This is a genomic window from Bradyrhizobium sp. SRS-191 (assembly GCF_024586915.1).
Taxonomy (GTDB): domain Bacteria; phylum Pseudomonadota; class Alphaproteobacteria; order Rhizobiales; family Xanthobacteraceae; genus Bradyrhizobium.
In genome coordinates, this window is sequence record NZ_JANBVS010000026.1 from 1 (window position 1) to 15,984 (window position 15,984).

Sequence of the window (15,984 nt, forward strand, 5' to 3'; positions counted from 1 at the left end):
CTCCCCGTAAGAACGGGGAGAGGGAGCGCAGCGGCGCCCGGAGCTGTCCGCTTCCGACAAATGAGCAATTCCATGTTCACACTCGCTGAGCTCGAAGCTGCCCACGCCATCGTCGGTGCCGCCGTGCCGGCGACGCCGGCGCATGCGTGGCCGTTGCTGGCGCAGCGGCTGGGCACCCACGTCGTCGTCAAGCACGAGAACCACACGCCGGCCGGCGCTTTCAAGGTGCGCGGCGGGCTGGTCTATGTCGACGCGCTGAAGCGCGCCCATCCGGATGTCCGCGGCCTGATCACCGCGACGCGCGGCAATCATGGCCAGAGCGTCGCCTTCGCCGGCCGTCGCAATGGCCTGCCGGTGACGATCTACGTGCCCAGGGGCAACTCGGTCGAGAAGAACCGCGCGATGGCGGCATTCGGCGCCGAGCTGATCGAGCATGGCAGCGACTTCCAGGAATCGCGCGAGGAGGCCGGCCGCCACGCCGCGCGCGAGGGCCTGCACATGGTGCCGTCGTTCCATCGCGATCTCGTGCGCGGCGTTGCCACCTACGCGCTGGAGCTGCTGCGCTCTGCCGGTGATCTCGACGTGCTCTATGTCTCGATCGGGCAGGGCTCCGGCATCTGCGGCTGCATCCTGGCGCGCGACCTGCTCGGGCTGAAGACGGAAATCGTCGGCGTGCAGTCGACGGGAGCGCCGTCCTATGCGCTGTCGTTCGCGGCGCGCACCGTCGTGACGACCAACAGCGCCGATACCAACGCTGACGGCCTCGCGACCCGCAGCCCGGACGCCGATGCGCTCGCGATCATCCTGAAAGGCGCGTCACGCATCGTGCAGGTCAGCGACGCGGAGATCGCCGACGCCGTGCGTATCCTCTGGACCGACACCCACAATCTCGCCGAAGGTGCCGGCGCGGCCTCGCTCGCGGCCGCCTTGCAGGAGAAGCACAGGCTGGCCGGCAAGCGTGTCGGCCTGGTGCTGACCGGCGGCAACATCGATCTCGACCTGTTCAGGCGCTGGGTGATGCCGGCGGCCACCGAAGAAATGGCGGAGTTGTCGTAATGGGCACTCCGCTCACTCCACATACCGCCGTCATGCCCGGGCTTGACCCGGGCATCCACGAGCCGCGCCCGCGATGCTCGACGTGGATGGCCGGGACAAGCCCGGCCATGACGACTTGGCTAACACGGGGATACCAATGAACCAGCCAGCGTCAGCCTATTTCATCGAAGACCGCCACGACCCGAACGAGACCCACACGCTCTCCGTCCTCGTGCAGAACGAGCCCGGCGTGCTCGCGCGTGTGATCGGCCTGTTCTCGGGGCGCGGCTACAACATCGAGAGCCTCACCGTCTCCGAGACCGAGAGCCAGAAGCATCTGTCGCGCATCACCATCGTGACCACGGGCACGCCGATGGTGATCCAGCAGATCAAGCACCAGCTCGACCGCATGGTCCCCGTCTACCGCGTGGTCGACATGACGTTGACGAAACGCGCGATCGAGCGCGAGCTGGCGATGATCAAGGTGCGCGGCATCGGCGAGCCCAGGGTCGAGGCGCTCAGGCTGGCGGATGCGTTCCGCGCCCGCGTGATCGACGCGACCACCGAGAGTTTTGTGTTCGAGATCACAGGTAACACCGACAAGATCAGTCAGTTTATCGATCTGATGCGTCCGCTCGGCCTGGTCGAAGTCGCCAGGACCGGCATTGCGGCGATCGGGCGGGGACCGGAAGGGATGTGAGCCATGCTGGCGCGCGACTGGTACTACAACGAACGCAACCGGATCGGGCTCGATCATGCCGTGGCCTCGATCTACGGCTCGGGCGATGATGCCGACGAGCGCGCGCGCGCCGCGTTGAAGATGCTCGGCGTCAAGCCGGGCTGGCGGGTGGCCGACATCGGCTGCGGCAACGGTGTGCTGGCGACGGAAGCGGCGCTGATGGGCGCGGTCGTCGACGCCATCGACATCTCGCCGGCGATGCTGGCGCTGACCAAGATCTACACCCGCGACCGCCGCACCGCGGTGCGGATGCATTCCGCCGGCCTGCTGTCGTTTGCCTATGCGCCTGCGACCTACGATCTGATCGCCAGCGAGTTCACGCTGCATCACCTGCCGGATTTCTGGAAGGCGGTGGCGTTGGCCCGGATCTTCGCGGCGCTGAAGCCGGGCGCCCAGTTCTTCCTGCGCGACATCGTCTATGTCGCGATGCCCGACGGGGCCGAGCGCTCGGTCGAGCAGTGGGCCGATTTCAACATCAAGAACCACGACCTCGCCCGCGACAGCGTCATCACCCACATGCGCGACGAGAACTCGACCTTCGCCTGGGTGATGGAGCGCATGCTGAGCGAAGTCGGCTTCGTGACGATGTCTGCCGACTACCACGCCCCGATGCACGCGACGTATGTGCTGCAGAAGCCGGCGGGGCAGGGCTAGCAATGAACGATTTCGCTATTGCGCCGGTAACGGTGCGCTCCCTCTCCCCGTTCTTACGGGGAGAGGGTTGGGGTGAGGGGCAGCCGCACGGGGATTGTACGTGGATAGACCTGTACCCCCTCACCCGGATTGCATCTTGCGATGCAATCCGACCTCTCCCCGCAAGCGGGGCGAGGTTGCACTGCCCGCGCCGCGATAGGCGCGCACACCTCGCAGACTTCCACGGGATGGTGCAGGCTCCCCGTGTGACGAGAGCGTCCTGATGTCCCAGCAGCTCCTCATCGCCTTCGTCACCTTTGCCTTCGTGATGTCGTTCACCCCCGGGCCGAACAACATCATGCTGCTGTCGTCCGGCGTCACCTACGGCTTCCGCCGCACCGTGCCGCACATGATGGGCGTGAGCTTCGGCTTCGCCTTCATGGTCGGTGCCGTCGGCGTCGGCCTCGCCACCGTGTTCATCACCTATCCGGTGTTGCAGGAGGTGCTGAAATATCTCGGCGCCGCCTATCTGATCTATCTGGCGGTCGCGATTGCATTCTCAGGATCGACCAGGCCGGAGGAGGCCACGCTGCGCGGGCCGATGTCGTTCTGGGGCGCGGCGCTGTTCCAGTGGGTGAACGCCAAGGGCTGGGTGATGGTGATCAGCACCATCACCGCCTATGCCGCGATCGCGCGCTTTCCCGCCAATGTTGCACTGCAGGTCGCGATCAGCTTCGTCATGGCGATCGGCTCGACCATCACCTGGACCCTGTTCGGGACCGCGCTGCGGCCGCTGCTCAGCTCCGAGCGCGCGGTGCGTGGCTTCAACATCGTGATGGCGGTGCTGCTGCTGGCCTCGCTCTATCCCGTCTTCATGGACGCATGAGGGAGGGCGCCGCCATGCGAGATCGGGGTTTCCAACAGGGCCCAAAATGCTCTAGACACGGGCCGGATTTCGTCCGGGCGCAGCCGCCCGTGCCTCACCCAAGCGTCTGACTTTTCAGCCAATTCCGGCATCTCACAGAGGAAACGACAATGCGTGTCTACTACGATCGCGACGCCGATCTGAACCTGATCAAGGGCAAGAAGGTCGTCATCGTCGGCTACGGCAGCCAGGGCCATGCCCATGCGCTCAACCTGAAGGATTCCGGCGTCAAGGACGTCGCGATCGCGCTGCGCAAGGGCTCGGCCTCGGCCAAGAAGGCTGAAGGCGCCGGCTTCAAGGTGATGGAAGTCGCCGAGGCCGCCAAGTGGGCCGACCTCGTGATGATGCTGACCCCGGACGAGCTGCAGGGCGACATCTACCGCGAGCACCTGCACGACAACATGAAGCAGGGCGCCGCGCTGGTGTTCGCGCACGGCCTCAACGTGCACTTCAACCTGCTCGACCCGCGCGCCGACCTCGACGTGCTGATGATCGCGCCGAAGGGCCCCGGCCACACCGTCCGCTCGGAGTACCAGCGCGGCGGCGGCGTGCCCTGCCTGATCGCGATCGCCAAGGATTCCTCGGGGAACGCTCATGACCTCGGCCTGTCCTACGCCTCGGCGATCGGCGGCGGCCGCGCCGGCATCATCGAGACCACCTTCAAGGAAGAGTGCGAGACCGACCTGTTCGGCGAGCAGGCGGTGCTGTGCGGCGGCCTGGTCGAGCTGATCAAGGCCGGCTACGAGACCCTGACCGAGGCCGGCTACGCCCCGGAGATGGCCTATTTCGAGTGCCTCCACGAGGTGAAGCTGATCGTCGACCTGATCTATGAAGGCGGCATCGCCAACATGAACTACTCGATCTCCAACACTGCCGAATACGGCGAGTACGTCACCGGCCCGCGCATCATCACGCCGGAGACCAAGGCGGAGATGAAGCGCGTGCTCGACGACATCCAGTCCGGCCGCTTCGCCCGCGACTGGATGCTGGAGAACAAGGTCAACCAGTCCTCGTTCAAGGCCACCCGCGCCCGCCTGTCGCAGCACCCGATCGAGGAAGTCGGCGCCCGCCTGCGCGACATGATGCCCTGGATCAAGAAGGGCGCGCTGGTCGATAAGAGCAAGAACTGAGTGGTGTGATTGATGGTCGAGACTGCATGATTTGCGGTCTCGCTCAATCAGCTCGATCAAAGCCTCCGTCCTTCTTGGGCGGAGGCTTTTTCGTCATAGGCGGTGCGAAGAGGCGTTGTTGGCCCGGCTGCTCGCAACGCTCACAGCTGTCGTCCCTGCGAACGCAGGGACCCATAACCCCCGGCTTTTGTTTTGCGAAGGACGACGATCCAGACCGTTTCCGCCAACTCACGTCACGCGGTATGGGTCCCTGCGTTCGCAGGGACGACAGCGGAGGGTGGGGAGGCGGCGTGTGCTCAAACCGCGGATGCTAACTCCGTCAGGACACCGCGCGGCGTGATACGCGTGGCGTGACCATGCGGACGATCTCACAGGCGGCGACGAGGCCGACCAGCCAGGCGGCGCTGGTCAGGCCGAGGCGGGCGACGATCGGCAGCGTGAAGCTCGCGGCGCCGCCGAGCGCCGGCGTGGCGGCGAGCAGCACCAGCTCATAGGCCGCGTAGGCGGCGAGCAGGGCGGCGGCGAAGGCGAGCGATGCGGGGCTTGTACGCAGCGCCCGGAGAACGCCGCGGGCCGCGACGGTGGCGACCAGCGCGGCTGCGCCGATCACCGCGCCCCAGGCCAGCGTGGTGGCATCGACCGGGTAGTGCAGGGCGCCGAAGCCGATGCCCTGGTTGACCAGCCAAGCGCCGAGCACGGCCGGCAGCGCCGCACGCAGCGGCAGCATCGCAGCCGCGATCACCGCGAAGGCCGCGAACGGCGTGGCGCAGGCGAACACGAAGCTCGCCAGTGCGCAGGCCGTGGTCAGCAGCGCGAAGCAGAACGCCGCGGCATGCCCTTGCGAAACCGGCGCGAGGCGGACCCCGGAAGGAGAGTGGGCGGGAATGTCGAGAGCCATGGAATATCTCCTGTTGATGGAATTGTAGTCCGATTTTGGGGCGGCGTCAGCCGGCCCGGTGTGGGGTCATTGCACGCCTGATGTTGCCACCCGGATGCCGGCAAAGACGCCGAGGCCGGGCGCCAGGAACCCGGTCGGATTCTGGTAATGCCGGTTGAACAGATTATCGATCCGTCCGAACAGCTTGACCTGATCGGACAGCGCGTAGTCGCCGCGCAGGTTCACGATGGTGTATCCCGGCGCGACGAGGCCGGTGGTCATGCCGTCGCGGCTGACGTCGAGCCAGTTGCCGATCCGCAGCAGCGTCGCCGACAGCGTCAGCGCATCGAGCGGCCTCCATACTGCGGTCGCGCTCCACTTCTCCTTGGGACGGCGCAGCAGCTGCTGGCCGGTGGCCGCATCGATCGCGCGGGTGAAGGTGTAGTCCGCGCGCAGCGAGATCCGATCGGTCAGATCGGCCGCCACGAAGCTCTCGGTACCTTCGGTGGTGGCGAGGCCGACATTGGCGTAGGAGGTGAACGTCGTGTTGAAGTTGATCAGGTTGGTGATGCTGTTGTGGAAGTAGGTCGCGCCGAAGCGCACGCGACCCTCGAACAGCGGCTGCTCGAACCCGGCATCCCAGCCGGTGCTCTCCTCCGGCTTCAGGTTCGGATTGGCGAAGAAGTTGAACGCCGGAAAATCCTGGTGCAGCTGACTCAAGGTCGGCGCCTTGAAGCCGGTGCCATAGCTCGCCTTCAGCTTGGTCTCGGTCACCGGCAGGATCACCGCCGGCGCGACGCGGTACGTGCCATGGCCGCCGAACTGATCGTTGACGTCGTTGCGCAGGCTGGCGACCACAAACCAGCGCCTGGCAAACTCGGTCTGCAGCTCGATGAAGCCGGCCTTGTTGCTATTCTCCGCCGAGAGCTCGGCCGTCTTCAGCCGCTCCGTCTGCTGCTCCAGGCCGAGGACGAGGTTGTTATGCGGCGCGAGCTCGGTCACCGCATGCCAGTCATATTTGATGCGCTCGCCGGTGGCGACCGAAGCGACGGGATTGCCGGCCGTCAGGTCCGACGACCAGTTGTTCACATAGTTGACGCCGAAATAGTTCCTGATACGGCCGCCGAGCAGTGACCAGACCGCTTCCTCCCGCGTCGCGAGCTGATGGACGGTGTGACGGCTCTGGGCGGCATCCGGGAAGCTGGGAAAGCCGCTGTCGCCGGTGAACAGCAGCGTCGCGTCGGTGTAGCGGACCACGGAGTTCAGCGTCCACGCCTCGTTCAGGTCGACGCCGAGCTTGGTCGAGGCGGTCACGTTGTCATAGGCGTTGCCGATCGCCTTCTGCCCTGGCGGCAGCAGCTGCCACGGCGTCACCGGCACGTCGCCGGCATGCAGATGCGCGACATTGACCGCGTAGTTGAGATTGTCCTGGGAGCCGCTGAGGCCGGCGCTCTGGTTGAACGTCTTGAACGCGCCGCTCTCGAGCGCGGCGGTCGCCCGCGCCGGACCGTCGCCTTTGCGGGTGATCACGGAAATCACGCCGCCGATCGCGTCCGAGCCATAGAGGCCGCTCTGCGGCCCGCGCAGCACCTCGAGCTGCTGGACGTCGGCGGCCAGCAGATGGGCGAAATCGAACGCGCCATTGCCGTTGGTGACGTCGCCGACATCGATGCCGTCGATGATCAGCTTGGTGTGGTTGGCATTGGTGCCGCGCATGAAGACGTTGGTCACGCCGCCCGGGCCGCCGGCCTGCACGACGTTCAAGCCAGGGACCGTGCTCAGGATGTCCGGCACGGTGCGGGCCTGCTGCGTGGCGATGTCCTTCTCGGTCACGACTGTGATCGCATTGGCGACGTTCCCGACTGGTGTGGCGACGCCGGTCGGACTGACGGCGACGAGGCTGCTATCTGTTGGGGTCGGGTTGGCAGCCGAGGATGGATGTGCAGCGCTGCGCGTCTGAGATCCGCGCGGGACCGCCGGCTTGGCAGTCGCGGGCTTGCGCGGCGGGTCGACCTCGACCGGCGGCAGCAGGTTGGGCGAGGCGGATTGCTGTGCGGCGGCCGGGAGAGCTCCAGGAAGCGCAAATGATGTGAGGACGCAGAACGACACGACGGCGCGGCGGCGCCGGGCACGGAACAACGATGCAGACACGAGGAACCCTCGGCAATGACGTCAGTGGCACGTCACCGCGAACGAGGTCCCGCGCCGGCACATCGTGCGGCGTGAAACGATGCCAATAACTCCCCGACCGGCATCCTCGCGTGTGACCACGGCTGACGGCAGGTCTCCTGGCTCGCGGGTCATCACCTCCACGTCGCCTTCCCGGGACCGAGATTCCCAGTGGCCTGTGACGCGAGATTCACCGCTTACAGTTGCGGGGGCAGCTGCGGCCTTCGATCACGTCACTTGCACGACGTGTCCGGCACCGCATTCCCTTTTGAGCCCCGGTTAGGGGGCACCGTCGCCATCACAGTAGGTGTGCGGATCTGCCCGAGTCAATGGCGACGATGATCGCGCGGAGGGCTCCGGTCATACCGTCCGCTCCGAATAGCAAAGTGCGGCGGGGGAGCGCCCCCCGCATGATCGCGATCTCCAGGCCAGCCTGATGGCATCGTCACTGCACCCCGGAAGTGGCCACCCGGATGCCGCCGAACACGCCCAAACCGGGCGCCAGGAAGCCGGTCGGGTTCTGGTAGTGGCGGTTGAACAGATTGTCGATCCGACCGAACAGCTTGACCTGATCGGACAATGCATAGTCGCCGCGCAGGTTCACCAGCGTATAGCCTGGCGCGGTGAGGCCGGTGGTCAAGCCGTCCCGGCTGACGTCGAGCCAGCTGCCGATGCGCAGCAGCGTCGCCGACAATGTCAGCGCATCGAGCGGCGTCCAAAGCGCGGTGGCGCTCCACTTCTCCTTCGGCTGGCGCAGCAGCTGCTGGCCGGTGGCTGCATCGACCGCGCGGGTGAACGTGTAGTTTGCGCTCAGCTTGATGCGGTCGGTCAGATCGGCCGCGACGAAGCTCTCGGCGCCTTCGGTGGTGGCGAAGCCGACATTGGCGTAGGAGGTGGCGTTGGCGTTGAAGCTGATCAGGTTGGTGATGTTGTTGTGGAAGTAGGTCGCGCCGAAGCGCACCCGGTTCGCGAACAGCGGCTGCTCGAAGCCGGCATCGTAGCCTATGCTCGTCTCCGGCTTCAGATTCGGATTGGCGAAGAAGTTGAACGCCGGAAAGTCCTGATACAGCTGGCTCAAGGTCGGCACCTTGAAGGCGCTGCCATAGCTCGCCTTCAGCCGGGTCTCGGTCACCGGCAGGATCACCGCCGGCGCGATCCGGTAGGTGCCGTGGCTGCCGAACCGGTCGTCGAGGTCGTCGCGCAGGCTTGCGACCATGAACCAGCGCTCGGCGAATTCCGTCTCCAACGCGACGACACCGGTCTTGTTGCCGTTTTCGGCCAGGAGGCCGGTCGTCTTCAGCCGCTCGGCTTGGTGTTCGAGGCCGACGACGAGATGATTGCGCGTCGCGAGCTCGGTCACCGCGCGCCAATCGTATTTGATGCGCTCGCCGGTGGCAATCGTTGCAGCCGGATTGTCAGCCGCCAGATCGTAAGACCAGTTGTTGACGTAGTTCACGCCGAAATAGTTCCGGAGACGGCCGCCGAGAAGGGACCAGACGGCCTCCTCGCGGGTCGCCAATTGCCGGTCGGTGTGATGGCTCTGCGCCGCATTCGGAAAGCTCGGAGTCCCGCTGTCACCGGTGAACAGCAGGCTCGCCTCCGTGTAGCGAACTACCGAATTCAGCGTCCAGGCGTCGTTGATGTCGACGCCGAGCTTGGTCGACGCCGTGACGTTGTCATAGGCGTTGCCGATCGCTTTCCGTCCCGGCGGCAGCAATTGCCATGGCGTCACCGGCACATTGCCGGCGTGGAGATGCGCGATGTTGAACGCGTAGTTGAATCGATCCTCCGAGCCGCTCAGTCCCGCGGTCTGGTTGAAGGTCTGATACGCGCCGGTCTCGATCGAGCTGGTGGCCCGCGGCCGCCCGTCACCCTTGCGGGTGGTGATCGCGATCACGCCGCCGATCGCGTCCGAGCCGTCAAAGCCGCTTTGCGGCCCGCGCAGAACCTCGATCCTCTGGACGTCGGCCGCGAGCAGATGCTCGATATCGGGCGCACCATTGCTGTTGGTCACGTTGCCGAGATCGATGCCGTCGACGACGAGCTTGGTATGGTTGGGGCCGGTGCCGCGGGTGGAGACGGTGCTCTGTCCGCCGGGACCGCCGGCCTGCACGATGGTCAATCCGGGAATGGTGCTCAGGATGTCCGGCAGGCTGCGGGCCTGCTGAGCGGCGAGATCCTTCTCAGTCACGACCGTGATCGACGTGCCGGCCTCGGCGGTCGGAGTGACGATGCCCGGCGGGCTTAGGGCGGCCGGGACCGCCGCCGCCTGCGACGGGGCTGCGCTGCGAGCGTGAGATCCGCCGGCGACGGTCGGCTTCCGGGCGGTCGGTTTGCGCGGCGGATCGACCTCTACCGGCGGCAGCAGACTGGCGGAGGCGGATTGCTGCGCGGCCGCAGGCGAGACGCCGAACAGCACAACGAATGTGAGCACCGAGGACGACGACAGGCCGGCGCGCCGGCGCCGGGGACGGACAACGGGAGACGATGAACTCGGCATGACGTCAGCGGCACGTCAACGCGAAACGGGTCTCACGCAGGTCCTTGCGGGCCAGCCGGACAACGATGCCAATACCATCCGGACCGATATCCTCGCGCGTGACCACGGCTGACGGCGGGTGCTCGGGCTCGCGCGTCATCGCCCATCAGGCCGGACCGGGAGCGGGGGTCCGAGAAGCCTATGATGCGCAACTGCGACACTTGCGGGGACATCTGCGGTCCTTGATCATGTCTCCTGCGAGACACGTCTGACACCGCAAGGCCTTTGACCCAATAAAAGGATACCGTCGCGGGGAACTGTAGGATTGCGGTCGCGACCGAGTCAATCGGGCGCGCGCAATGTCCCGACGATCATGCTGGATGTGGTGCGCAACGTCCTCACTTGTTCGGAGGACGCCGGCCTGTTCACTTCTCGACCTTGTTATGCACCATCCAGAACCGCAGCGTGCGCTGGGCGGTGTCGAGCGAGAGCCGGCCGTAGTCGCGCTCGGCGAGCTTGAGGGTGTCGCTGTCGATGGCGTGCTTGATCGGGCGGTGGGTCAGGATCTTCGCCACCACGGACCAGGTCAGCCCCGCCGCGCGGCAGGGGATCAGCACGATGTCGGTGCGCGGGCCCTCCAGAACCTTGGCCATCATCTCGGTCGGCACGTTGTTGAGCAGGCCAAGGGCCGCGGCGACCTCGCCGAAGCGGCGGGTCTCGGCGAAGAAGCCGATGGCGGAGTCGTTCAGCTCGTTCAGCCCCTTCATCCGCTTGACGGCCTCTTCGGCCAGCGAGAAGTCGCGGCCGATCAGGCCGCCGTCGCTGCGCGCGACGTCCGCGATCGCCTTGATGACCTTCTTGATCTCCTGCTGCAGCGCCGGCGGCGCCGAGGCCATCAGCTTGGTGCGCACGGACTCGGTGGCGCGGCGCAGGAGGTCGCGCAAATGCTTGTTGGGCAGGTCGACGCGCAGGCCGATGATCTCGGTCAGTTCGTCGTCGTCCTCGGCATGCGCCATCATCCCGGAGTAGCCGGTCTCGGAGAACCGCGCGGTCTGGTTGTTGGCGAGCTTGCGGATGACCCGGCGTTCGCCGCGGTCGACGATGATGTCGGTGACGGCCTCGGTCAAATGCGGGCGGCTCGAGATCGCCATCAGGTGATCCTGGCCCTTGGTCGCGGCGACCTCGACCAGCGTGTGCTCGGTCAGCCGGGTCGAATGCATCAGCACGTTCTCGGCGACCGAGATTTCGTCGTCGCGGGCGAGCTGCTGGATGACGTCCACCGGGGCGTAGTCGACCGGCGCGAGATGTTTGCTCAGCTCGGCCCGGGCCCGGGTCTCGACCCGCGAGACCAGCATGCAGAGCACGTTGTCGAACACCTTGATCTGCTCCTCGCTCAGGCGTTCGCCGTCATGCAGGAACAGGTTGGTGACCTGGCGCAGGGTGTGGACGCGCTTCTCGGACGAGCCGCTGCGGACCGCGTCCTCGAGCTCGGTGATGATCGAGTTTTCTGATGCTGGAAGCTGTTCTGGCTGATGCACGTTGGCGCTCGTCTGGTCCGGATGTCCGGGAGCGGCGGCCACACGGGTCTGGTCCGCAAGAGCTCTCGGCGGCACCATTTTTGGAGACGGGCCATAACAATGTGTTAGGGAGGGAGGACGTAGTACTCCGGAGAAACACGGATACGGAAAATTAACACCAAGCCTGTATCGCTCGATACGGAGTGCGACCCGCGCCCCATGCTGGTGCCGCCGGGCAGCTCAGTCGATCACGCCGCTCGGCTCTGGTGAGAGATCGAAAGGTTAATGATCTCATAAGGTCATCCGCCTTCCTTCATCCGGTTTGCCCGCCTCCGGCGATGTCACGTCAGCTGTCATCTCCCCAAGCATCGAATTTTAAATCACATTCTTAGCGCGGTCCGTTTTGATCGTGCTCGCGCGCGCCGGCATGCCCGCCGGGGTCCCGAATGACGGCGAAGGCGGGCCCGCGCCCGTCGTTGAAAACAGCGCCAGCATGTCGCCGCATCCCGTGCGATAATCGCCGCGCAAATCTTTGAGGTCGCCATGAAATCCGTCGTCATCACCGGAGCCTCCACGGGCATCGGCTACGCCTGCTCCAAGCTCCTGCTCACACGCGGCTTCCGCGTCTTCGGCAGCGTTCGGAAGTCTGAAGATGCCGAGCGGCTGCGCGGCGAGCTCGGCACGAGCTTCACGCCGCTGCTGTTCGATGTGACCGACGAGGCGGCCGTCAAGTCGGCGGCGCAGGAGGTGAGGGCGGCGCTCGATGGCGAGGCGCTCGCGGGCCTCGTCAACAATGCGGGCATCGCCGTCGCCGGTCCGCTGACGGAGCTGCCGATCGCGCAGTTTCGCCATCAGATAGAGGTCAACGTCGTCGGCCCTGTCATTGCGACCCAGGCGTTCGCGCCGCTGCTCGGGGCCGACCCGGCGATGCGCGGAGAACGGGGGCGGATCGTGATGATCAGCTCGGTGGCAGGCCGCAACGGCAATCCGCTGCTGGCGCCATATTCCACCTCCAAGCATGCGGTCGAGGGGCTGTCGGAAAGCCTGCGCCGCGAGCTGATGCTGTTCGGCATCGACGTCATCATCGTTGCGCCCGGCGCGGTGAAGACGCCGATCTGGGCCAAGGCGGAGGAGATCGACCTCGCGCCCTACCAGGCCTCGCCGTTCTTCCCGGCCCTGCAGAAGATCCGCAGCTTCATGCTGCATCTGGCCAAGACCGGACTGCCGGCCGAGACCATCGCCGAGCGGGTCGTCGCGGCGCTGACGGCGCCGGCGCCGAAGGTGCGTGACGAGATCGCGCCGGATCCGTTGCGGCAGTGGATCGGGCGCGCGCTTCCCAAACGGATGGTCGATCGCATCATCGCCAAGCGACTCGGCCTTTTGCCGGCGACCAAGCCCTGATGCCGGAGGTGACTACGACGGGCAAGACCCAGGCCGAGCTCACGCGTCTGGTCGAGGACGCGATCCGTCAGCAGCCGGGATGCGAGACCGCGCGGGTGCCCGCCGTCCACGCGCTCGAGGTCCGCAGCGGCCGCAACTGGGAGATCCCGCACGTCATCCTCGGCGACAGCCTGATCAGCGACGTCGACCGCGCCGTGATGAGTGTGCAACGCCGGCTGGGGCGGGAATTTCATCTGACGGACGATCACGCGGCGGAGACGATGTCGGACGTGGCTGACGCGCCATGCCCGGCCGCGGATGAATCCTGACGGCTTGCCGCGGTTCAGCACGAGCTGCCGCATCGGTGCCCGTCGCGATCGGGCGAATCAAGCGTATGCACGCGCAGGGTCGGGTGTGGGAAACCGGCGACACCGGCCGGCAAGTCGTGAGCGGCGCGCAGCTTCGAATGCGGCGCCGGACGAGGTGTAAGCTGCGGAATTGACTCGCCTATCGGATTGGCTGCAGGCGTGATCGCCCGGTTGTGCAGGATTTGCGTGTCGTATTTTACCCATGATTGGTTTTTTCGATGCAGCTTTCGGCGGGGGCATTGGAATGTTCGATCATCATTTCCTGGGTGGGCTGGCTCACGACCAGATTGCGCTGCTGTTCATGGCCGCCGCGGCGAAGGCGCCGCGCCGGTCCGCCGTGCGCATGTCGACACGGGTTGCCGGCATCAGCGCGGCCATTCTCGCCATCGCGACCATCGTCATGGCTTGCTACATCGCCCATATGGAATTGACCGGGCTGCGGGCCGCCGGCCAGGTGATCGCGATCAGGGTCGACGCCGCAGGCCTCGATCGGGAGCCGACCTATTATCCGGTGATCGAGTTCGCCGCGGCGTCCGGGGCGCTGCTGCGCTTCGAGGATTTCGGCGGCGGCTCGCCGCGCTATCGCGTCGGCGACCCCGTCGCGGTGCTGTATCGCGGTGACGAGGCATCGTTGTTTGCGATCGTCGATCGGGATCGCAGCTCGAATCTGCTGCTTCCTTTGCTGCCGCTCTGCGGAGCGCTGTGGTTCGGCTGGCCCTTCGTCCGCCGCATCCGGCTGCGTCTGCTGGCGATGGCGTCTGGCCGCACGTCCTCCCTGGCCATGCCGGGTGCGATGCGGTCGCGGCGGCGAATGATGAACGTCTGACAACGGCGCGCGGCCGCGGCTGTCGCTGCGACGCGAGACAAGCTTCCGCACTCCGGGCATATCCGGACGGTTGTTATTTGTGACGATTTCATTACGGTCGCATGACAGGATCTGATGTCCTTGATCTGCCGGCAGGCGCCGGCGAAGGGCGCCTGCTGTCGACCGCCTGATGTCACTGACGCCGAACGAACCGATCACGACGCTCACCGCAGCCAGCGCCACCCGTTCAGCCGCGGTGCGGCTCTCCGCGGTGGCGGCGCCGCATGTGGCCGCGCTGGCCCTGATGCTGCACACCGAGACCGATTTCGGCTCGCGGCTCGGCTTCGTGCTGGCCTGGGGCATCCTGAACGGGTTCTGGCTGGTGCTGCTGCGGCGGCCGGCGGTGTCGGGCGCGCTGGCGCTGACCATGGTCGTGGTGCTGGTGCTGCTGTCGCAGCTCAAGCACGCCGTGGTCCAGATGACCGCGAACTTCGTCGACGTGATGCTGATCGACCATGACAGCGCGGCGTTTCTGTTCACGATCTTCCCGAACCTGAAGCTGTCGGTGCTGGTGGCGGCGGCCGTCGTGCTGCCGCTGATGGGCCTGTTGTGGTGGGCCGATCCGTTCCGCGTGGCGCGGCTGCCGGCGCTGGCCGGCAAGCTCGCCTGCCTCGCCGCGCTGACGCTGTATTCGCTGAACTGGCGCGACGAGGCCTGGCGCGGCTATTACGACGACGGCTATCTCTCGAAATTCGCCCGCTCCGGCGTCACCGCGGTGTCGGACTTCCTCGCCAACGGCTTCATGGAGTCCGATGCGACCGCCGACCGCAGGCTGGCGGCCATCGTCCCGGATTCCTGCCATCCGGCCGGACGGCGCCCCAACATCGTCCTGATCCACGACGAGTCGAGCTTCGACATCCGCTCGGCTGATGGCATCAAGGTGCCCCAGGGCTATGGCAGCCACTTCCAGTCGTTCGACGGCAAGGCGCGCCAGTTCATGGCGGAGAGCAATGGCGGCCCGAGCTGGTTCACCGAATACAACGTGCTCGCCGGCCTGTCGTCGCGCTCGTTCGGCCGCTTCGCCTATTTCGTGACGCGGATCGCCTCCGGCCGCGTCGAGCGCGGACTGCCGCTGGCGCTGCGCAATTGCGGCTACGACACCGTGTCGCTGTATCCCGCGCACGGCGCCTTCATGAGCGCGCGCAGCTTCCAGACCACGGTCGGCGTCGACCGTTTCCTCGATGCGCGCGACCTCGGCGCCAAGGGCGTCGAGCCCGACGGCTTCTTCTACGACGCCGCGCTCGACCTGATGCAGCAGCGCAAGCCGAGCAAGCCGCTGTTCATGTTCGTCTACCTGGCCGCGAACCATTTCCCCTGGGAGACGACGTTCCGGCCCGATCTGACGCCGTCCTGGCGCGCGCCCGGCAACAAGCCTGCGATCGACGAATATCTGCGCCGCCAGGCGATGAGTGCGTCGGACTATCAGCGCTTCCTGGCCAGCCTGAAGAAGCGCTTCGGCGACCAGCCGTTCCTGATCGTGCGCTATGGCGACCACCAGCCGGAGTTCTCGCCGCACATTCTCGATCCCAAGCTGGACGAGGCCGGCATCGGCGAGAAGCTCGAGAGCTACGACCCGCGCTATTATTCCACTTACTACGCCATCGACGCCGTCAATTTCGAGCCGCGCCAGAGCAGCGTCGTGATGGACAAGATCGACGCCGCCTATCTGCCACTGGTCACCTTGGAAGCCGCCGGCATTCCGCTCGATCCGTCTTTCGCCGAGCAGAAGGACATCATGCTCCGCTGCAAGGGCGTGTTCTACGCCTGCGGCGACGGCGCCGAGGCCCGCCGCTTCAACCGCATGCTGATCGACGCCGAGCTGATCCGCGGCCTCTGACCGGCTGACGCAGATGTCGGCCGGGCAGGG

Annotated in this window: 13 protein-coding genes and 1 riboswitch; of the genes, 9 read left to right on the top strand and 4 right to left on the bottom strand. The window is 66.2% G+C overall.

Translation table 11 applies throughout. The features are described 5' to 3' along the window. Positions 1-72 precede the first annotated feature (72 nt). The 5 genes from NLR35_RS30955 to ilvC all read left to right on the top strand — a co-directional run bounded on the left by NLR35_RS30955 (position 73) and on the right by ilvC (position 4,462). On the top strand, positions 73-1,056 hold the full coding sequence (locus tag NLR35_RS30955) for a threonine dehydratase (RefSeq protein ID WP_257170334.1): 984 nt from the start codon (positions 73-75) through the stop codon (positions 1,054-1,056). A gap of 136 nt (positions 1,057-1,192) precedes the next feature. Further along, positions 1,193-1,735: an acetolactate synthase small subunit gene (gene ilvN / locus NLR35_RS30960; protein ID WP_257170335.1), complete on the top strand. Its 543-nt coding sequence runs from the start codon at positions 1,193-1,195 to the stop codon at positions 1,733-1,735. A gap of 3 nt (positions 1,736-1,738) precedes the next feature. Continuing rightward, complete coding sequence (locus tag NLR35_RS30965) at positions 1,739-2,428, top strand: class I SAM-dependent methyltransferase (protein ID WP_257170336.1); 690 nt, start codon at positions 1,739-1,741, stop codon at positions 2,426-2,428. Positions 2,429-2,690: 262 nt separating this feature from the next. After that, positions 2,691-3,293, top strand: a complete 603-nt coding sequence (locus tag NLR35_RS30970) for a LysE family translocator (RefSeq protein ID WP_257170337.1) — start codon at positions 2,691-2,693, stop codon at positions 3,291-3,293. 149 nt (positions 3,294-3,442) lie between these two features. Continuing rightward, complete coding sequence (ilvC, locus tag NLR35_RS30975) at positions 3,443-4,462, top strand: ketol-acid reductoisomerase (protein WP_012029143.1); 1,020 nt, start codon at positions 3,443-3,445, stop codon at positions 4,460-4,462. Between the two features lie 319 nt (positions 4,463-4,781). Here the strand turns inward: ilvC and NLR35_RS30980 are convergent, their stop codons facing one another. From NLR35_RS30980 to NLR35_RS30995, 4 genes are all read right to left on the bottom strand, one after another. Beyond that, on the bottom strand, positions 4,782-5,360 hold the full coding sequence (locus NLR35_RS30980) for a hypothetical protein (protein WP_257170338.1): 579 nt from the start codon (positions 5,358-5,360) through the stop codon (positions 4,782-4,784). 66 nt (positions 5,361-5,426) lie between these two features. After that, positions 5,427-7,490 (bottom strand): TonB-dependent receptor domain-containing protein, encoded by a 2,064-nt coding sequence (locus NLR35_RS30985; protein ID WP_257170339.1) that lies wholly within the window; start codon positions 7,488-7,490, stop codon positions 5,427-5,429. 109 nt (positions 7,491-7,599) lie between these two features. Then, positions 7,600-7,817, bottom strand: a riboswitch (cobalamin riboswitch). A 136-nt stretch (positions 7,818-7,953) separates the two neighbouring features. Continuing rightward, positions 7,954-9,942, bottom strand: coding sequence for a TonB-dependent receptor domain-containing protein (locus tag NLR35_RS30990; protein ID WP_257170340.1), 1,989 nt, complete (start codon positions 9,940-9,942; stop codon positions 7,954-7,956). Positions 9,943-10,412: 470 nt separating this feature from the next. Then, positions 10,413-11,525, bottom strand: a complete 1,113-nt coding sequence (locus NLR35_RS30995) for a DUF2336 domain-containing protein (RefSeq protein ID WP_257170341.1) — start codon at positions 11,523-11,525, stop codon at positions 10,413-10,415. Positions 11,526-12,047: 522 nt separating this feature from the next. Between NLR35_RS30995 and NLR35_RS31000 the strand changes: the two genes are divergently transcribed. The 4 genes from NLR35_RS31000 to NLR35_RS31015 all read left to right on the top strand — a co-directional run bounded on the left by NLR35_RS31000 (position 12,048) and on the right by NLR35_RS31015 (position 15,954). Beyond that, entirely contained in the window at positions 12,048-12,905 is an 858-nt protein-coding gene (locus NLR35_RS31000) for an SDR family oxidoreductase (RefSeq protein ID WP_257170342.1), read from the top strand. After that, positions 12,905-13,213 carry a hypothetical protein gene (locus tag NLR35_RS31005; RefSeq protein WP_257170343.1) on the top strand — a complete coding sequence of 103 codons (309 nt, stop codon included), beginning with the start codon at positions 12,905-12,907 and terminating at the stop codon, positions 13,211-13,213. Before NLR35_RS31000 ends, NLR35_RS31005 begins: the two co-directional genes overlap by 1 nt. A 283-nt stretch (positions 13,214-13,496) precedes the next feature. Then, positions 13,497-14,078: a DUF3592 domain-containing protein gene (locus tag NLR35_RS31010; protein ID WP_257170344.1), complete on the top strand. Its 582-nt coding sequence runs from the start codon at positions 13,497-13,499 to the stop codon at positions 14,076-14,078. 169 nt (positions 14,079-14,247) lie between these two features. After that, positions 14,248-15,954 (top strand): sulfatase-like hydrolase/transferase, encoded by a 1,707-nt coding sequence (locus NLR35_RS31015; protein ID WP_257170345.1) that lies wholly within the window; start codon positions 14,248-14,250, stop codon positions 15,952-15,954. The last annotated feature ends 30 nt before the right edge of the window (positions 15,955-15,984 follow it).